This is a genomic window from Allobosea sp. BK604, from assembly GCF_004341515.1.
GTDB lineage: Bacteria > Pseudomonadota > Alphaproteobacteria > Rhizobiales > Beijerinckiaceae > Allobosea.
The window spans coordinates 231,628-250,887 of record NZ_SLZF01000002.1; the positions used below are offsets into that span (position 1 = coordinate 231,628).

Consider the following 19,260-nt stretch of genomic DNA (forward strand, 5'->3'; position numbering starts at 1 on the left):
CGAATGCATTCTCTACTCCGCCTGGTTTCGAAATGGGCAATTTGTCCCCGAATGCTCCCCTTTTCACGCCATGGCACCCCCACCCGTCGAATAGCCTAGACGCAAAGCACATGCCACCCCCGATATCCAGAAACTAAGAATGTAGCGTTTTTGAGATAGGTATAAGTTGTTTCGAAATTCGAAGTATTATCTCTTGCTGTCATATTAACGCGGACTATTCGGAGATATTCGATTCTTTTTCTGTCATATTAACGACACAGCGTGGGTGACACGTTAAAAGACGCGTGGCATCATCGTGCCAATCTTACAGCAACCTTACATGCTGGCCGCCTGGCTCTCGCCGCTGCTCCAGCCTTGGTTCATCAAAAACCGGAGATCGGAATGAAGGCCGCAGCTTCGGCGCCCGACAGTTTGGTTCGCGAGCTCCAACGTTCCTTTGCCGGTGGGCTGGCCTATGCCGCCTTCCTGAGCCTGTGCGTCAACCTCCTCCTGCTGACCGTGCCGCTGTTCATGATGCAGGTGCAGGAACGCGTCATCGTCAGTCGCAGCCTCGACACGCTGACCATGCTGCTGGTGATCGCGATCGGCGCGCTCTGCCTCTATGGCGTGATCGAATTCATCCGGGCGCTGACCTTCCAGGCAATGGCCAGCATCTTCGCGCGCCGGCTCAACCTGCCGGCGTTGCAGGCAGCGGTCTCGACCTCGCTCGAACAGGGCTCGGCCGGGGCAACGCAGGCGATCCGCGACCTCAACGACATCCGCTTCTTCATCGCGAGCTCGTCGATCGCGACTCCGCTCGAGGCGGTCTGGTCGCCGATCTTCCTCGCCGTGCTGTTCGCATTCCACCCGATCTATGGGCTCGTCGGCGTGATCTCGCTGATCATCCTGCTGCTGCTCGGCGTGATCGGCGACGTGCTGACGCGGCGCATCATGAAGGAAGCCAACGAAGCCGGCGTCGACAGCGTCAACGATGTCGGCGCCAGCCTGCGCCATGCCGAGACCATCGAGGCCATGGGCATGCTGCCGGCGCTGGCCAGGCGCTGGCGCGGCAAGCAGGTGGCGATGATCGAGCTGCTCGATCTGGCGACGCGCCGTGCCAAGTTCGTGTCCTCCCTGACGCGCTCGACGCGCATGACCATGCAGCTCGCGACCTATGCAACCGGCGCGACGCTGATCATCAAGAACGAGGTGACCGTCGGCACGCTGATGGCGTCGAGCATCCTGGTGGCGCGCCTGCTCGCGCCCTGGGATTCGATGATCAACGACTGGCGGCAATGGGTGCTGGCGGCCGCAGCCTGGAAGCGCGTGCGCGAGCTGCTGCTGACGCGCAGTTCGCAGCGCCAGACCATCCCGACGCCGAAAACCGAGGGCGACCTCGTGATCGACCGCGCGATCTACGCGGCGCCCGGCTCCGAGCAGACGATCATCAAGGGCATCTCCTTCTCGATTTCGCCGGGCGAGGTGCTCGGCATCGTCGGCCCGTCCGGCGCCGGCAAATCGACGCTGGCGCGCCTGCTCGTCGGCGTGCTGAAGCCCAATGCGGGCGGTGTCTATCTCGACGGCCACAGCACCTATCTCTGGGAGCGCGGCTCCTTCGGCGACATGGTCGGCTATCTCCCGCAATCGGTCTCGCTGCTGAACGGCACGATCGCCGAAAACATCGCCCGCATGCGCGTACCGGACCCCGCCGCCGTGCTCGAAGCCTCACGCACCGCCGGCGTGCACGAGCTGATCGGCCGGCTGCCGCTCGGCTACGACACCAATGTCAATGACGGTGATTTCAAGCTTTCCGGCGGCCAGCGCCAGCGCATCGGCCTGGCGCGGGCGCTCTACGCCTCGCCGCGGCTGATCGTGCTCGACGAGCCCAACGCCAATCTCGACGCCGAAGGCGAGCAGAGCCTGATCCGCGCCATCAATGCGGCGCGCGACAGCGGCGCCATGGTGGTGCTGATCGCGCACCGGCCTTCGGTGATGCAGGTGGTCGACAAGATTCTCGTGTTGCGCGAGGGCCGCATCGCCCAGTTCGGGCCGCGCTCGGCCATCGCCGGCATGATCACGCCGAGCGGGCTCGTCGAAATCGAGCCGGCGAAGCAGGGCAAGCCGATTGAAGCCAGACCGCGCGAGGTGTCGGCATGAACAAACTTCCCGAGAGCAAACTTTCCGAGCTGCCGATCAAGCGCCAGCCCGTCACGATCGATCTGGTCCCCGAGCAGGAAGAGCGCGCGCCGTCGCTGCGCAGCCTCGTGCTCGCCGGCGTGGGCGCCATCGCGGTCGGCTTCGGCGGCTTCGGGGCCTGGGCGGTCACGGCGCGCCTCGACAATGCCGCCGTCGCCAGCGGCACGGTGGTCGTCGACAGCAAGCGCAAGACCGTCAGCCATCTCGAGGGCGGCATCCTGAAGATGCTGCTCAAGAGCGAGGGCGATCGGGTGAAGCAGAACGAGCCGCTGTTGCGGCTCGAGGATGCGCGCGCCAAGGCCGAGCTGCAGCAGCTGCAAGGCAAGCGCGTCGGCTTCGAGGCGAAGCTGGCGCGGCTGCGGGCCGAGCAGGCCAATGCGGACGAGATCGACTTCCCCGATTCGCTGGAAATGGCGGGAACGCCGATCTCCGAGGAGGTGATCCGAGCCGAGCGCAAGCTCTTCCAGGCGCGGGCCCAGGTCTATGACGGCAAGATCCGCATCCAACAGCGGGTCATCGAGCAACAGCAGGCCGAGTCCGAAGCGCTCCAGGCGCAGATCGACGCGACGAATTACCAGCGCACGCTGATCGACGATGAGACCAAGATGGTCGCGGAGCTCTACGAGAAGCGCTACGCCAAACGCACCCAGCTCGTCGACCTCCAGACCAAGCAGAGCGAACTCGTCGGCCGGGCCGGCGAGATGAAGGCGCGCAAGGCCAAGGCCGAGCAGGGCGTCGCCGGGGCCGAGCTCGAAATCAAGTCGATCAGCCTCGAGCGCCAGGGCGAGATCGCCCAGGACCTGCAGGATACCCAGCTCACCCTCTCGGAAGTGGTCGAGCGGATCGTGCAGGCCGAGGACGTGCTGCGCCGGCTCGTCGTCCTTTCGCCGCAGGAGGGCGTCGTCGCCAATATCCGCATGCGCACGGCCGGCAGCGTGATCGGCGCCGGCGAGCCGATCCTCGATATCGTGCCGGAGAAGGAGCCGCTGGTCGTCGAGGCCAAGGTCGATCCGCGCGACATCGACTCGGTCAAGATGGGCGCGGAGACCCGGATCAGGCTCACCGCCTTCAACGCGCGGCTGCTGCCGCCGCTCGCTGCCAAGGTCAACTACATCGCGGCCGACCAACTCATCGACGACAAGACGGGCATCCCTTATTTCGTCGTGCGCGCCGAGATCCCGCCGGAGAACCTGGCACAGTACAAGATCACGCTCCATGCCGGCATGGCGGCCGAGGTGATGGTCGTCAACGGCTCGCGCCGCGCGGTCGACTATCTGTTCCAGCCGATCACCGACAGCTTCAACCGAGCCTTCCGAGAGGATTGATCTCGCTCACCAAATGTGGCCGCAACAAGCTTTAGTTCGAATTTCGAAACATAATTTAAGTCCAGAATAAGATCCGGTATTTCGATTTTTGAACTATCTTCGAGCAATTCTTGGAATTCAATTGGCCCATATAAAGTTTAAATCTTGCCGCATCGCAATATCGTCACAATAAAATGCTTGCTGCGGCGCACATATTGCCTCACTCTACCTTTGTCGAACGATGGCGAGCCCTGGCGCTTGTCATCGGAACCGCGTCAGCAGTCCAGACCTAAAGCGTAAGCGTGGCAGGTCCGGCAGACGCTTCCCAGATCGCCCAGGAGGTGACAGATGGCCACGATCGAAGGCAGTGCATTCGACGATTTCTTGATAGGTAGCCGGTTCAGTGACGTGATCCTCGCCGGAGCTGGCGACGACATCGTCCATGGCGGCGGCCAGGTGGATTCGCTGTTCGGCGAAGAAGGTGACGATACCCTCTTCGGCGATGACAACAACGACTTCCTGTCCGGTGGCGAAGGCCACGACACGCTGTTCGGCGGCACCGGCGACGACGTTCTCTCCGGCGACGACGGTAATGATTCGCTGTTCGGCGGTGAGGGCAACGACATCCTCTCCGGCGGGCTCGGCGACGACATCCTGCGCGGCAATGACGGCGACGATGTCCTGATCGGTGGTCAGGGCAACGACATCCTGCAGGGTGGCCCGGGCGACGATATCCTCCAGGGTGGCGCTGGCGACGACGTCCTCCAGGGCGGCGACGGCAATGACATCCTCGATGGTGGCGCCGGCAACGACGTCCTCCAGGGCGGCGCGGGCGACGACATGCTGTTCGGCGGCGCCGGAAACGACATCCTCTCCGGCGGCGCCGGCAGTGACGTCTTCGTCTTCAACGGCGGCGGCGGCAACGATCTCGTGCTCGATTTCGAAGCCGGCAAGGATCTCATGCAGATCGCGTCCGACATCAACGGCACCGGCGTGTCCTCGGCCGAGGACGTGGCGGCGCGCGCCACCACGGTCAACGGCAATGCCGTGGTCGACCTCGGCAACGGCGACTCGCTGACCCTGGTCGGCGTCAGCGCCGAAGACATCCAGGCCGATCCGCACAGCTACTTCAGCGTCGCCTGATGACCCTCGCGACGCCGGCTCCACCGGCGTCGCACCCCTTTTGCCCGAAAGCGTGCGCCATGCTGACGATTGCTCCCGCTCAGGCGGTCGGAGACCAGGTGTCGAATCCGGAATTGCTGCGGCTCTGCGGCTCGATCTTTCTGCTGAGCTGGACGCTCGACGATACGTCGATGGCGAAGCACAGCGTCACGCTGACTTGCGGCGGCAAGCGGGCGCCTTCGGCCTCGCTGACGCTCGACCTGAGCGACGGCCGCACGCGGATCGTCTCCGCCTTCCGGCATACCGGCCTCGATGAGATCACCGCCAAATTATCGAGCGGGCAGCTCGGTCCCGACACTTTTCTCTCCTTCGACCCCGAATTCGTGCACGCCATGGCGGATGCACCGGAGGTCGTGCGCGACCTCGCGCCCAGCGCGCGGCTTGCCCTGGCGAATGCGCTGATCGGCACCTGGCCGACGCTGTTCAACCTGCGCGAGACCGGCGCCTATCTCGTCTTCCTGCGGCAGTTCCTGCTCGCGCTCTCGCTCAAGCCCGTGGCGGCCGTGCCGGTCGCGGCGCTGTCCGGCGGCAGGACGCTGCTCGAAACCTCGGTCCCCGGCCGGCTCAACACGGTGAAAGCGGCCTATTGGCTCGATCAGAGCCATCTGGCCCGCATCGAGACCCGGCCACGCCTCGGCAAAACCGACAAGACCGGACGCCGGTCACTTCATCTCATCGCCGACTCGTTCCAGCCGCGCCATGCCGGCTTGCTCATCCTGCAGAGCGATGCCGGACTGATTGTGCGCGCCCTGCCCGAGCGTGCGCCGGTGCCGACGCTCGGCCGCTGGTGGGCGAGCAAGGCGAGCGCGCGCGACGACCTCAGGAGCTGGCTGGTCGAGCAGCTCGCCGCCGGCTCGGAGCAGGGACGCCTGCTCGCGATCGAGATGCAAAGGCGCCTGCCCCTGCCGGCACAGAATGTGCGCCGGCGCGACGACCTGCCCTCGGCTGAGATCGACCTCGCCATCTGCAACCAGTCGGGGCTGCTGCTCGGCGGCTGGTACCGCGATCCCGACGCGTCGATCGAACAGGTCCTCGTCCATCGCAGCGCCGGCGAACCGATCCCGATTCAGGATCGGCTGGAACGCTTCGGAGCGCTGTTGCCGGCCGAGCCAGGCGGTGATCACAGGACGGCGACCGGCTTCCTCACCCTCCTGCCCGGCTACGCCTCCGGCGCGCCTGTCCTGCAGCCGCGTTGCGAGCTTCGGCTGAAATCCGGCACCTCGCTGTTCCTGCGTCCCGGTCCCCAGCCGGCCGATGCGCTGACGATCCGCTCCCGGGCGCTGGCCTCGATCCCGCCGCAGCATCTCACCTCCTCGATCCTCGAACGAATGCTCGCGCCCATGCTCGCCTCCTGCCAGGCAAGCCTGCGGGCGTCCCTGCCCGAGCCGCGCGTGAAGACGATCGGCACGCTGCCGGCGCAGCCAAGCGTCTCGGTCGTGATCCCGCTCTACCGGGTCTATGAGTTCCTGCGCATCCAGGTCGCCTCCTTTGCCGGCGATTCCTGGTTCCGCGACAAGGCCGAGCTGATCTATGTGCTCGACTCGCCCGAGCACGAGGGCGAGGTCGCGCATCTGCTCGGCGGGCTTCACCTCGCCTATGGGCTGCCGATGCAGCTCGTTGTGATGGGGCGCAATGGCGGCTTCTCGGCAGCCTGCAATGCCGGTGCCGCGGTCGCGCGCGGCGAGACGCTGGCACTGGTCAATTCCGACATCATTCCGAGCGGCAAGGGCTGGCTGCCGACACTCGCCAACAAGCTCGACCGGCGCGGCCGCATCGGCGTCGTCGGGCCGAAGCTGCTCTATGATGACGGCTCGCTGCAGCACGCCGGGCTGTTCTTCAAGCGCGACCGGCATGGGGTCTGGCTCAACCACCATTATCACAAGGGCATGCCCGGCAGTTACGGCCCGGCAAATGCCGAGCGTCTGGTGCCGGGCGTCACCGGGGCCTGCATGGTGATGCCGCGGGCACTGTTCAACGAGGTCGGCGGCTTCGACGACAGCTATGTCATCGGCGACTACGAAGACAGCGACCTTTGCCTGAAGATCCGCAAGGCCGGCTTCGGCATCAAATATGTGCCGGGCGTCGCGCTTTACCATCTCGAGCGCCAGTCGATCTCGAAAAGCCTCGACTATACGCGCGGCGTTGCTTCCCAGCACAATTCCTGGCTCCAGACCAAGCGCTGGGACAGCGAGATCCAGGCGCTGATGGCCGGCGACCTTATGCCCGCGCCCAAGACTCCCGCGATCCGGGAACCCGAAATCCTTTCTCGTACGGTCCTCAGGAGGGCTAGCGCTGCATGACGGCGACCCTGGCGTTGCGCCCCATCGAAACGGCTCCTGCCATCATCCATCCTGCTCCCGGCAAGGAGTTCGACTGGCTGCTGGCGCATGTCCAGAGCAACCTCTTCCTGCCGCATCCGCCGCCCGAGAGCATCTTCGTCGGTGACGGCGACTATCGCGCGATCGGCGCCGAGTTCCTCGGCCATTACGTCCGGATCGGCCGGCTGCAGCCGCATGAGCGGGTGCTCGATATCGGCTGCGGCATCGGCCGGATGGCGGTGCCGCTGACGCAGTATCTCGACCCGGAGCGCGGCAGCTATGACGGCGTCGACCCGGTGATGGACGGCATCCTCTGGTGCGCCCAGACGATCACGCCGGTCTATCCGCGCTTCCGCTTCCAGCGGCTCGACATCGCCCACCCGCTCTACAACCCGAAGGGCTCGCTGCCGGGCACCGAGGTGCAGTTCGGCTTCCCGAACCACAGCTTCGACTTCATCACCATGGTCTCGGTGGCGACGCATCTGCCGCCGGATGAGCTCACCGTCTATCTCAACGAGGCCTCGCGCCTGCTCGCCCCCGGCGGCCGGCTGTTCCTGACCGCCTTCGCCATCGGCGGCCAGACCACCGGCCAGGAGCGCCTGAAGTTCAAGCGCTGGCAGGACGGGCCGGGCTGGTACGCCATCGAGGAAGCCCCGCTCGCCGCCGCCGGCATCGCCGACGAATTCCTGCTGGCGGAGACGCAGAAAGCCGGATTGCAGGTCGAGAGCCTGCGGCCCGGCCATTGGCGCGGCATCAGCGCGGCGCATTACCAGGACCTGCTGATCGCCACCAAGCCGGAGCGCAGCCGATGACGCGCCGCATCCTCGTCGTCGCGCATAACCACCCCGACCTGCATCCGGGCGGGACCGAGATCTTCGCGCATGACCTGGCGAGCGGCTATCGCGAGCAGGGCTGCGAGGTGCTCTTCCTCGGCGCCACCAACGCGATCCATCGCGAGGCCCATCCCGGCACCGCCTTCCAGACGACGGGGCCCGATGGCGATCTCCTGCTCTGGAGCGGGCATTTCGACCGCTTCTATCTCAGCCAGATCGACCATTACGGCACGCTGCAGGATCTGGCCGGGTTGCTGGAGGAATTCCGGCCGGACGTAATCCACATCCACCATCTCATCCTGATCGGCGGCGAATTCCTGACGCTGGCGCGCCGGCTGCTGCCATCCGTCAAGATCGTGATGACGCTGCACGACTATTACTCGATCTGCCATAATGACGGGCTGATGGCGCGGCCGACCGACAAGGAGCGCTGCATCGGTGCCTCGCCGACGCGCTGCCGCGGCTGCTTCCCCGAGATCGGTTCCGACCGTTTCCTGCTGCGCGAGCGTTTCCTGAAGACGCATCTCGCCGCGGTCGACCAGTTCGTCGCGCCCAGCCATTTCCTGCGCCAGCGCTATGCCGACTGGGGCCTCAGGCCCGACCGGATCGAGGTGATCGAGAATGCGCGCCCGCCGCGGCTTTCGATGCCGCATGCCGTGAAGAGCGGCAAGCGCGCGAGCTTCGCCTATTTCGGCAATATCAACCCCTGGAAGGGCGTGCTCGAGCTGCTCAAGGCCGCCAGGCTGCTGCAGGCCGCGGGCGAGAGCGAATTCGAGCTGCGCATCCATGGCGGCGCGCCGTTCCAGAGCGAGGCCTTCGTCGCCTCCTTCGACAAGGCGCTCGCCGAGGCCGGCGCTTCGGTGACCCATTGCGGGCCCTATCGCCGCGAGGAATTGCCGGAGCTGATCGCCGAGATCGACTGGGTGGTGATGCCCTCGATCTGGTGGGAGAACGCGCCGCTCGTCATCCAGGAAGCGTTCCAGCATCGCCGGCCGATCATCACCAGCAATATCGGCGGCATGGCGGAAATGGTGCGCGACGAGATCGACGGGCTGCATGCGCGCGCCGGCGATCCGACCCAGCTCGCCCGCGTGATGCGCCGCGCGATGGACGAGGAAGGACTGTGGGACCGGCTGGTCGAGGGCATCCGCCCGCAGCCGACGATCACGGCCTGCGCCAACGCCCATCTCTCTCTCTTCGACAAACTCAAACTCGCGGAGGCCGCATGAGCGTGTTGCGCGATGCCGACGGAACCGAGAGGTTGCCCAACGTGACCCCCGCCCGGTTGAACGGACGAGTGGACGCGCTCGACGGAAACCGCCTGCATGGCTGGCTCTGGGACGAGGCTCGTCCCGAGGAGCGGCTCAAGGTTCGGCTGATGCTGGACGGCCGCATGGTCGCCGAGACAGTGGCCGACCAGGGTCGTATCGACCTGCGCCGCAACGGCATCGGCGACGGGCGCCACGCCTTCTCGATGGAGCTCGACGACAAGACCGTCGCCGTGCGCGAGCAGCTCGTCGTCCTCGGCATCTCGCCGGCGACCGGCATGGAGCTGGAACTCAGGCTGCCGCCTCCGGCGGAGCTCGCGGCCGAAGCGGCGATCGCCGTGCCGCTGGCGCGCTTCTTCGACCGGGTCGAGGCGCTGATCGCGCTCAACCGCCGCGGCCAGCTGGCCCAGAAGGAACTGGTCGAGAAACTCGACGAGGTGACGGAGCGGCTCGCCGGCAATGCGGTGAAGCGGGACGAGGCGGCCGAGCAGGCCCGTGCCGACCATATCTCGCAGCGGCTCGGCGAGCTCGACGTCTTCCTGCTGCGCTTCGACGCGACCATGCGCGGCTTCGACGAGCGGCTGATCGCGATTCGGAAGGAGGCGCAGCGGCCGCTGCGGCAGGCGACCATGCTGCTCGGCTTCCTGACCGGGCTGGCGGCCGTCTCCTCCATCGTGACCCTGGCGGTCACCCTGGCGAGGCATTGATGAACGAGGTCATCGTCCCCGAGCAGACCAAGATCAGCCCGGCGCCGACTGTCGCCTGGACGCCGCTCGGCGAGAACGCGATCCTGATCATGAGCGCGTGCGACGCCATTCCCGGCAAGGTGCCGGTGGCGGTCGATGGCAACCCGCGCAACAAAGCCGAAACCCTGGCGCTGACCTGGCGCCGGCCGCAGGCCGAGGCCTCGGCCGCGGTCGGCTTCATCTGCCTGGCGCCAGCGCCCGCGACCGACCGCTCGGGCTCGGGCGCGCTGCTGGTCGGCCGGCCCGGACGGCCGCTCCGGCTCGTACTCTCGCCAAAGCCCCTGCCCCTGCAGAATTTCCTCGCGGGCCTTGCCGATGACGCCGGCCAATCCTTCCCGATCGTGGTCGACGGCCTGCTCGAGATCCTGCTCAGCGCCAAGCCGAACCCGCGCCGCCTGCGCGCCGCGGCACTGCTGCTGCAATCGATCGCCAAGCCCGGCGGTTTCGTCGAGGTGATGGGGCCGATCGACGAGAGCGTCTTCCTGCAGGGCTGGACCTCCGATTTCAGCGGCGGTCGCACCAAGCTGCTGGTCGCCCATGGCGGGCTCTCCTTCGCCGCGCTGGAAGCCGGCACCTTCGAGCGCGACGACCTTGCCGATGGCGCACGCGGCTTCTTCGGCCTGCTGGAGGATTGCGCGATCCGCCATCCCAGCGAGATCGAGCGCCTGTTCTTCCGCGCCAATGACGGCTGGCGCGCGATCGACGTCTACGAGCGCCATGTTCTGCTCGAGCCGATCACGGTCCCCGGCCATCTGCGCGACGGGCTGCAGCGCGGCACTGCCCCGCAGGCCACGACCGACAAGCTCCGGCGCGCCTCGCAGCGCTTCGACGGGCGCGACACGGTCGCCCTGCTCGATATCCCGGTCAGGGCCGGCATCGACGATGCGACGGTGATCGAGAGCGCCGGCACCTTGATCATCGGCTGGCTGTTCGATCCCGACCGGCATGTCAGCGCCGTGACCCTGCGCTCCGGCAGCCAATCCTGCGTCATCGACCGGATCTGGACCCGGGTCTCGCGACCGGACGTTGCGGCCGCCTTCGCCGAGGATCCGCGCTTCGCGCATCTGGCCGGCTCGCGCCGCAACAGCCATGGCTTCATCGTCTTCGCACCCAAGCTCGTGCCCGAGGCAGGCCAGCCGCTCCATCTCGAATTCGAGATCGAGGGCTCCGGCCCCGCCTTTCTGCCGCTCAATGCCGGGCGCGGCCAGGCGCGGCGGACGCTGGAACGCGTCTTCAGCCTGCTCGACCCGAAATCCTCGACCGCGACCGCCGTGGTCGAGCGCCAGGTCGCGCCGGCTCTGCAGGCCGCCGAGATCGCGCCGCCGCGCGTAACCGAGACCTTCGACCTCGGCGGCTTCAAGGCCGATGCGCCGCTGGGGCTCGTGATCGGGCTCGATCATCGCCAGCGCGAGCTCTCCGCGCTGTTCGCGCTGCTGGCGATCGATCCCGAGGTCCGCGCAGTGCCGATGGTCCTGGCCGTGCCCAGCGAGAGCTTCGACCGGATCGGCGCCGATGCGCGCCGGCTCGCCCGGTTCTATGGGCTTTCGGTGCGTGTCGCGCTGGTCGAGGGCGTCGAGGACGCCTGCGACGCGCTGGAGGCGGGCGCGCGGGCCTGCCGATTCCAGACCATCGCCCTACTCTCGGGCGCGGCGCAGATCCGCATGCCCGGCTGGCTCGGCCGGCTGGAGCGGACCTTCCGGGCGCGTGGTGGCCAGTGCGTCGCCAGCCCGACCCTGCTGTTCGAGGATAATTCGATCCGCTGGGCCGGAGCCTGGATGGAGGGCGAGGGACCAAACCGACGCGTGTTCAATCGCTTCGTCGGCTATCCACTCGATGCGATCGGCAATCTCGGCCCGATGGAGGTCGCGGCCGGGGCAACCGAGTGCTGCGTGCTGTCGCGCGCCGCCTTCGTCGAGGCCGGCGGCTTCGCCCGCAATTATTTCACGACAGCCGAGAAGGGGCTCGACCTCTGCCTGAAGCTCCGGATGAACGGTGCGCCGTCGATCTGGGTGCCCGAGGTCGAGATCTATGTGGTCGACGATGCCGAGACGGCACGGCCGCATGTCGGCGCGCTCGCCAGCCTCGCCGACCGCACCAGCTTCGACCGCCGCTGGTCACTGGCCGTTTCCAATATGAGAGGGTGATGATGCGCGTACTCGTCGTGTCCCATGGCCATCCGAGCCTGTCGCTCGGCGGGGCAGAGATCGCCTCCTACAACCTGCACAAAGGGTTTCAGGCGAGCGAGGGCGTGGACGCGCATTACCTCGCCCGTGTCGGCGCGCCGACGCCGCGCCATGCCGGCACGGCTCTGATGAGCCTGCGTCAGCGCGGCGGCGAGCTGCTCTACTATGCCGAGGATTACGATCACTTCCTGATCTCGAACCGGAACACGGAGGAGATCGAGCGCGACTTCGTGCGGGTTCTACGCGACCTGAAGCCGGATGTGGTGCATTTCCACCATTTCATCGGGCTCGGGCTCGAATGCCTCTATGCCGTGCGCGATACGCTGCCCGAGGCGCTGATCGTGGTCACCTTCCACGAATATCTCTCGATCTGCCACCATCACGGCCAGATGGTGAAGACCGGCGCGTTCAAGCTCTGCTATCGCTCATCGCCGACGGACTGCAATGCCTGCTTCCCGGATATCTCGCCGGCCCGCTTCCTGGCGCGCGAGACCTTCATCAAGGGCATGCTCAACCTCGCCGACCATTTCATCTCGCCGAGCCGCTTCCTGGCCGAGCGCTTCCAGGATTGGGGCCTGGCGCCGGAACGGTTCAGCGTGATCGAGAACGGCATCGACGTGCCCCATGTCGCGCCGCCCCGGCCCCTGCCGGAACCGAGCGCGCGGCGCTCGCGCTTCGCCTATTTCGGCCAGCTGACGCCCTATAAGGGCGCGGACGTGCTGATCGACGCCGTCACCCGCATTCCCGATGCCGTCTGGGGCGACGACGCGATCCTGCTGGTCTATGGCGGCAATCTCGAGCGCCAGCCCGAGGCCTACAAGAAAAAATTCGCCGAGCTCGTCGAGAGCGCCGGCCGGCGTGTACGCTTCTGCGGCGCCTTCCAGAACCACGAGATGCCGAACCTGATGCGCTCGGTCGATTGGGTGGTGATGCCCTCGGTCTGGTGGGAGAACTCGCCGATCGTGATCCAGGAGGCCTTCTTCCACGGCCGCCCGATCCTTTCGAGCAATATCGGCGGTATGGCCGAGAAGATCGTCGACGAGGTCAACGGCCTGCATTTCCGCTCCGGCAGTCCGGAGGATCTGGTCGACTGCATGACGCGGGCGCTGACCGAGCCGAAGCTCTGGGACCGGCTGCGCGGCGGGATCAGGCCGCCGCTCAGCCATGTCGAATGCGCGGCCGAGCATATCACGCTCTACCAGCGGCTGATCGAGGAGCGCGGCATGCCCGTGCCCGAGAACCGCGCCGCGACGCCGATGATCGCCTGATGCCGGAAGAAGCCAACAGGCCAAGAAAGGGAGAGAACTCGATGGCCCGCATCCTTGTCATGATCCCCTCCGGGGAGGTCTACGACCACGATAATGTCCGCTGGTACCGGTATGCCGACCTCGCGAGTCATATCAATCACTACCACAATATCGGCGACGCCTTCGTCTATGATTCCTCACTGAAGCTGCTGAATTTCGAGAAGATCGACGTCCTGCCGATCGCCAATCCCGACATGGCGCTGATCGACCGGCTGAACGCGGAATACGATTACGCCTTCCTGCGCGGCTCGAACTACATCCATGCCCAGATGAACTGGAGCCAGACCGCCGACGTGCTGCGGCGGCTGAAGATCCCGGTCATCGGTTTCGGCATCGGCGCCCAGGCCCCGGTCAGCGGCAAGCTCGAGCTGAGCGAGGAGAGCAAGACCGTGCTCAAGCTGATGGCGGATTCGACCGCCTCGCTCGGCGTGCGCGGTGCCTATTCGGCCGAGGTGCTGAACGAGATCGGCATCAAGAACGTCCGCATCATCGGCTGCCCCACCGCCTTCCGCGCCAACAAGCCCGACCTTGCGATCACGCTGCCGCCGCTCGAAGAGGTGAAGAAGGTCGGCGTCACGCTGCGGCGCGAGGTCTCGCCGACCTATGCACAGAACATCAAGCGCTACCTCACCTTCCACCGCGACCTGGTGAAGATGCTGGCCGGCCGCTTCGACGCCACGCTGATGGCGCAAGGCGAGATCGAGGAGAAGAAGCTCGCGCTCGGCACGCTGGAGCAGAAGGAGGAGGCGATCGCGGCGCTGCGCCTGAACCGCTGGGCCGACGAATGGTATCTCGATGGCGAGATGGAGCAGCTCTACCGCAGCCGGATGTTCTATTCCGACGTCGTCGCCGAATACGAGCAGCTCGTGCGCCGGCTCGACCTTGTGCTCGGCTACCGACTGCACGGCAACCTGATGGCGCTCGCGAACGGCACGCCCTCGATCTACTTCACCTATGACAGCCGCACGGTCGAATTCGCCGAGACCTTCCGAATTCCGAGTTTCGACGTCTTCGAAGGCACCGAGTTCAAGCTCGAGGACTACTGGCAGCAGAGCCTGTTCGACCGCTTCAACACGACTTACGCCAAGGTCTACGCGGCGATGCGCGACTTCCTGGTCGAGAACAAGATCGACACCAAGATGGTCGGCGCGGAGCAGTCTCCTGAGGCCGAGGCGGAGCGCAAGGTCGCGTGATGCTGCAGCACCGCACCCTCGCGATGAGGCTGGCGGCTGCGCTGCTGCTGCTCGCCTCATCTGCGGCCACGGCGACATCGCAGGCGCCGGGCTACCGCGTCGAGATCGAGCCCGGGGCGCAGGAGGAGACGGTGGTATCCTGGGCGCGCGAGCGCTGCGAGGAATGGGATCTGCCGGACGCGCCCTTGCGTGCCTTCCGCGACGATAAGGGCGAGGTCGTCGCCTTCGCCAGCCACTACCGCAACCGACCGCTGATCGGCAGCGATCTCGGCTCGATCCGGAAGAGCTGCTCGGTCTCGTTCCAGGCCAAGAACAGCCCGGACCCGAGCGAGTTCAGCGACATGAGCTGGATCGCCGCGACCTGGACGAGAAACGGCCGCGACATCTACGCATTGCTCCACGACGAATATCATGCCGACCGGCATGCCGGCGCCTGCCGTTTCAAGGACGGGATGAGCTGCTGGTACAATGTCGTGACCGCCGCCCATTCCGGCGATGGCGGCAGGAGCTTCTCGGCCGAGCCGCGCCAGCTCGTCGCGGCCCCGGCATTCAAACAGGATGTCGGCCAGGGCCGGCATCGCGGCTTCTTCAACCCTTCGAACATCATCGAGCGCGACGGCGCCTGGTATGCGCTGATCGCGACGACCGGCGGCGAGGGCCAGAAGGGCGGCGTCTGCCTGTTCCGCTCGACGAAGATCGACGACCCGACGGCCTGGCGCGCTTTCGACGGCTCGGACTACACCGTGCGCGCGGTCGATCCCTATCGCGAGGACACGTCGCAGGCGAAGCCGTGCCAGCCGCTCAAGGTGCTGCCGACCACCGTCGGCTCGATCACGAAGCACGAAGCGAGCGGGCTCTACCTCGCGCTGTTCCATCTCGGCCCCGATGCCAGCCAGGGCATCGCGGGCGGGCGCGTCGCCTATAGCTGGTCGTCCGACCTGATGCGCTGGTCGCCGCTGCAGACGCTCGTCGTCCACCCGACGATGTGGAGCAAGAACTGCGCCGACCGGACCCGCTATGCCTATGGTTCCATCGCCGACCCCGCCTCCCCCTCGCGCAATTTCGAGACCACCGGCGACGAGGCCTTCCTCTTCATGACCAAGATGCGGGTAACCGGCTGCAAGGTCGGCCCCGATCGCGATCTCGTCCGGATCAAGGTCCGCATCGTGAAAGACACGCCATGAACGCGCCCGTCATCAACCTCACCGCCAGCAGCTCGATGAGGCACGCCATGAAGATCCTGCGCGCCACGACGGAGGAGATCGTCGTCTCCGTCACCCGGGAGCTCGGCGGCAGCTGGCCGGCCCTGACCCTGAAGCTCGACGGGCACGACTACGCCACGATCAATCCGAGCGCGCTGATCACCGGCGACGCGGCCCTGGCCGAGCTCACCATCCCGCTGCCGCGCCTGCCCGACGGACGCCCGCATTCTGTCGCGGTCGTGGATGCGGCGACGGGCGCGATCGCGCCAGGCTCCTTCCTGCGTCCGGTCGCGACGGCCAAGGCCCTTCGGGCGCTCGTCGTCTATCCGGCCGGCGAGGTCTATGACCACGACAAGGTGCGCTGGTATCGCGCGCCGATGGAGAAGCTGCTCTCCGACTATTTCAATATCGGCGACATGATCGTCTACGACTCGACGCTGAAGCTGCTGAAATACGCGCATCTCGAGCCGATGAAGATCATGTCCCCGACCGATGCGGACATCGAGCGCTATGCCAGCGAATTCGATTACGTCTTCGTGCGCGGCTCGAACTTCATCCACGAGAAGATGGAGTGGTACCGCGCCGTCGAGGTGCTCGAGAAGGTCAAGCTGCCGGTCTACGCCATCGGCGTCGGAGCGCAGGCGAGCGAGAACCGGGCGATCGAGCTCTCGGATGTCTCGAAGCGGTTCTGGAGCATCGTCGGCGACCGCTGTGCCGCCATCGGCGTGCGCGGCACCTTCAGCGCCGAGACCTTGCGCCATAACGGCATCAGGAATGTCGAGGTCGTCGGCTGCCCCTCGATCTTCCGCACCCGCAAGCGTGACCTCGCCATCAAGGTCCCGGACCAGCGCGAGATCCGCAAGGTCGCCTTCAGCCTGAGGCGCGAGGCCGACAAGAGCTATACCGCCGATCCGGCCGCCTATCTGCGCAACCAGAAGGCGGCGCTGCTCAAGGTCGACGGCCAGAGCGAGATGGTGATGTCCTCGCATGGCGAGCAGGAGGAGAAAGCCTTCTTCCTGCGCGACGCGGCGGCGAAGGAGAAGGCGGTCCATGAATTCGTCAAGACTGGCTGGTGGAGCGGGTCCGATGATGCCGATATGCGCCGGATCTACGAGAAGCAGCTCTTCAGCTTCTTCGATGTCGAGCGCTACGACGAGTTCGCCCGCAGCATCGACCTCGCGGTCGGCTATCGTGTCCATGGCGTCTTGCCGGCGGTGGCGCAGGGCGTGCCGGGCGTGCTCGTCGCCTATGACACGCGCAGCCAGGAGCTGGCCGAGACGTTGAAGATCCCGGTCGTGCCGGAAGCGGCGCTGGCCGAGGGCGGCTGGCGCGGCGTCTACCAGGAGGCGCAGCTCCAGGCGCTCGCGCGCTCCTATGCGCAATCCTACGACCGGATGCGGGATTTCCTCGACCGGAACGGCGTGCCGCACCGGATGTGAACCCGACAGGATCGCCGCGATGAAAAAGATCGCCGTCGTCACGATGCAGTATAACGAGGCGTTCTTCCTGCCGCGCTGGATCGACTACTATGCGGGTCTGGTCGGGATCGAGAATCTATATGTCGTCGACAATGACAGCGACGACAGCGTGCGCGAGGCGCTGAAAGGCGTCAGCGTGGTGCGCTATCCGCGCACGGCGCTCGACGACCAGGAGCGGGCGCGTTTCATCTCGAAATTCGTCGGCGCGCTGCTCGAGCTCTACGAGACCGTGATCTACACCGATTGCGACGAGTTCATCAGCCATGATCCGCGCCGCTTCGCCAGCTTCGGCGACTGGCTCGACGCCACCGATTTCGAGTACTCGACCTGCATCGGCTTCAACCTCGTCACCATCCTGGAGGAGGAGAACGCCGTCCTGCTCGACGGGCCGGTGCTGGAGCAGCGCCAACATGTCCGCTTCGTCTCGCCGATGTGCAAGACGCTGGTCGTGCGCAAGCCGATCCGCTGGGGCGGCGGCTTCCACCATGCCAACCAGCCGCCGCATTTCCACGGCGCCTATCTCTTCCACCTGAAATATGCCGATGTCGCCGAGCGGCTGCGCCGGCAGGCGGTGACGCGCGCACTCGACTGGGCCCATCTCGACCAGGGCAACCATCAGCGCACCAACGATCTCGACCTGATGAATGTCTACCGCTCCTTCTCCCAGCTCGGGCGCAAGGACTGGGAGGACGAGACGGTCGGGCGCTATTGCGCGCGCTTCCTCGGCGGCGTGAAGACGTCGCAGCGCGGCGGCGAGGTCGGCACGATGTATGTCGCGCCGCTCGACATCGCGGCGAACGAGGCGCTGAGGCTGCCGGAAAGCTTTCGGAGGTTGTTTTGAGGGGGCCCGCGGCAAGGATGCCAGTGGCCAGTAGCGGCAGGAGTCGACGATGAGAATCGAATACGACGCAGGCACGGCGCTTTCGACGATGCGCGGCAATCCGGTGCGGGGCTGGACCTCCGGCAAGCCCGGGCAGATGGCCAAGGACAGGCTGACCAGCGGCAGCTTCCTCGCCGTCGACCATCGGCCGAAATTCCAGATCGAGCCCTCCTGGCCGATCTTCACCATGGGCTCGTGCTTCGCACGCGGCGTCGAGAACGTGCTGATCTCGCGCGGGCTGCCGCTCCTGCTCGACGGGTACGGTGCGCCGGCCGAGCATTTCGAGACCTGGAACGAGGAGACCGGGCGCGGCGGCGGCGCGGCTCGCGGTCATCTCAGCCGCGGCGCGCTCAACAAATATTCGGTGCGCTCGATGGCGCATGAGCTCAAGCGCGTGCTGCTGAACGAGAGCTATCCCGACGAAGGGCTGATCGAGCTCGCGCCGGACCAATGGTTCGACCCGCATGCGAGCGGGCTGAAGCTGCTCGACAGGGAGACCGCGCTCGCCAACCGCAAGCGCCTGACCGAGGCGACGGCGCAGATCAGGAAGGCGCGGATCTGCTTCTTCACGCTCGGCCTGACCGAGACCTGGCTCGACGCGGAGACCGGGCTGGCGATGAACACGCATCCCGGCCCGGCCTGGCTCCAGCGCATGCCCCAGCGCTTCCGCTTCGTCGACTACGGTTACGAGCAGACGCTGAACGACATGCTCGGGGTCATGACGATGATCCGGCAGCACTGCCATCCGGAGATGCGCTTCGTCGTCACCGTCTCGCCGGTGCCGCTCGGCGCGACCTTCAAGGATGCCGACGTCATCGTCGCCAACAGCGCCTCGAAATCGGTGCTGCGGGCCGTCGCGGAAGAGCTCTACCGGCGCTTCGATTTCGTCGACTACTTCCCGAGCTACGAGATCGTGCTGAACTCGCCGCGAGCGCTCGCCTTCGAGGAGGACCAGCTCCACATCGCCCGCGACATGGTGGCGACGGTGATGGCGACTTTCGAGCGGAGCTATCTCGACGCGAGCAAGCAAGCAGACGCAGCGTAGGCCCGGCTCCGCCCCCTCCCCGGCCCGGGCCACGACGCCGCGCCGGGATCCATCGTAGCCCCCACCCCGGCGCTATGATGGATCCCGGATTTGCGGCGTCTTGTCGAAGCGCGCTTGAATGCAGGCGATCCTGATATTGGGATAGC

Annotated in this window: 14 protein-coding genes; all 14 read left to right on the top strand. The window is 66.2% G+C overall.

Features of this window, described 5'->3' with window-relative positions:
* Nucleotides 1-381 precede the first annotated feature (381 nt).
* Nucleotides 382-2,136 carry a type I secretion system permease/ATPase gene (locus EV560_RS06585; RefSeq protein WP_131855484.1) on the top strand — a complete coding sequence of 585 codons (1,755 nt, stop codon included), beginning with the start codon at nt 382-384 and terminating at the stop codon, nt 2,134-2,136.
* A complete protein-coding gene (locus tag EV560_RS06590; protein WP_131854942.1) occupies nt 2,133-3,500 on the top strand; it encodes an HlyD family type I secretion periplasmic adaptor subunit in 1,368 nt (455 codons plus the stop codon). Before EV560_RS06585 ends, EV560_RS06590 begins: the two co-directional genes overlap by 4 nt.
* 327 nt (nt 3,501-3,827) lie before the next feature.
* Nucleotides 3,828-4,622 carry a calcium-binding protein gene (locus EV560_RS06595; RefSeq protein ID WP_131854943.1) on the top strand — a complete coding sequence of 265 codons (795 nt, stop codon included), beginning with the start codon at nt 3,828-3,830 and terminating at the stop codon, nt 4,620-4,622.
* A gap of 59 nt (nt 4,623-4,681) precedes the next feature.
* Nucleotides 4,682-6,961 carry a glycosyltransferase gene (locus EV560_RS06600; RefSeq protein ID WP_165923355.1) on the top strand — a complete coding sequence of 760 codons (2,280 nt, stop codon included), beginning with the start codon at nt 4,682-4,684 and terminating at the stop codon, nt 6,959-6,961.
* Nucleotides 6,958-7,791 carry a class I SAM-dependent methyltransferase gene (locus EV560_RS06605; RefSeq protein ID WP_131854945.1) on the top strand — a complete coding sequence of 278 codons (834 nt, stop codon included), beginning with the start codon at nt 6,958-6,960 and terminating at the stop codon, nt 7,789-7,791. The genes EV560_RS06600 and EV560_RS06605 overlap by 4 nt, the downstream gene beginning before the upstream one ends.
* Nucleotides 7,788-9,041 carry a glycosyltransferase family 4 protein gene (locus tag EV560_RS06610; protein WP_131854946.1) on the top strand — a complete coding sequence of 418 codons (1,254 nt, stop codon included), beginning with the start codon at nt 7,788-7,790 and terminating at the stop codon, nt 9,039-9,041. Before EV560_RS06605 ends, EV560_RS06610 begins: the two co-directional genes overlap by 4 nt.
* Nucleotides 9,038-9,787 carry a hypothetical protein gene (locus EV560_RS06615; protein ID WP_131854947.1) on the top strand — a complete coding sequence of 250 codons (750 nt, stop codon included), beginning with the start codon at nt 9,038-9,040 and terminating at the stop codon, nt 9,785-9,787. Before EV560_RS06610 ends, EV560_RS06615 begins: the two co-directional genes overlap by 4 nt.
* Nucleotides 9,787-11,970: a glycosyltransferase family 2 protein gene (locus EV560_RS06620; RefSeq protein ID WP_131854948.1), complete on the top strand. Its 2,184-nt coding sequence runs from the start codon at nt 9,787-9,789 to the stop codon at nt 11,968-11,970. Before EV560_RS06615 ends, EV560_RS06620 begins: the two co-directional genes overlap by 1 nt.
* A complete protein-coding gene (locus EV560_RS06625; RefSeq protein WP_131854949.1) occupies nt 11,970-13,277 on the top strand; it encodes a glycosyltransferase family 4 protein in 1,308 nt (435 codons plus the stop codon). Before EV560_RS06620 ends, EV560_RS06625 begins: the two co-directional genes overlap by 1 nt.
* Before the next feature lie 41 nt (nt 13,278-13,318).
* A complete protein-coding gene (locus tag EV560_RS06630; RefSeq protein WP_131854950.1) occupies nt 13,319-14,509 on the top strand; it encodes a polysaccharide pyruvyl transferase family protein in 1,191 nt (396 codons plus the stop codon).
* Nucleotides 14,506-15,693 (top strand): hypothetical protein, encoded by a 1,188-nt coding sequence (locus tag EV560_RS06635; RefSeq protein ID WP_131854951.1) that lies wholly within the window; start codon nt 14,506-14,508, stop codon nt 15,691-15,693. Before EV560_RS06630 ends, EV560_RS06635 begins: the two co-directional genes overlap by 4 nt.
* Nucleotides 15,690-17,150, top strand: coding sequence for a polysaccharide pyruvyl transferase family protein (locus EV560_RS06640; protein ID WP_131854952.1), 1,461 nt, complete (start codon nt 15,690-15,692; stop codon nt 17,148-17,150). The genes EV560_RS06635 and EV560_RS06640 overlap by 4 nt, the downstream gene beginning before the upstream one ends.
* A 19-nt stretch (nt 17,151-17,169) precedes the next feature.
* Nucleotides 17,170-18,030 (top strand): glycosyltransferase family 2 protein, encoded by an 861-nt coding sequence (locus EV560_RS06645; RefSeq protein ID WP_165923356.1) that lies wholly within the window; start codon nt 17,170-17,172, stop codon nt 18,028-18,030.
* 49 nt (nt 18,031-18,079) lie between these two features.
* On the top strand, nt 18,080-19,114 hold the full coding sequence (locus EV560_RS06650; RefSeq protein ID WP_131854954.1) for a GSCFA domain-containing protein: 1,035 nt from the start codon (nt 18,080-18,082) through the stop codon (nt 19,112-19,114).
* Nucleotides 19,115-19,260 lie beyond the last annotated feature (146 nt).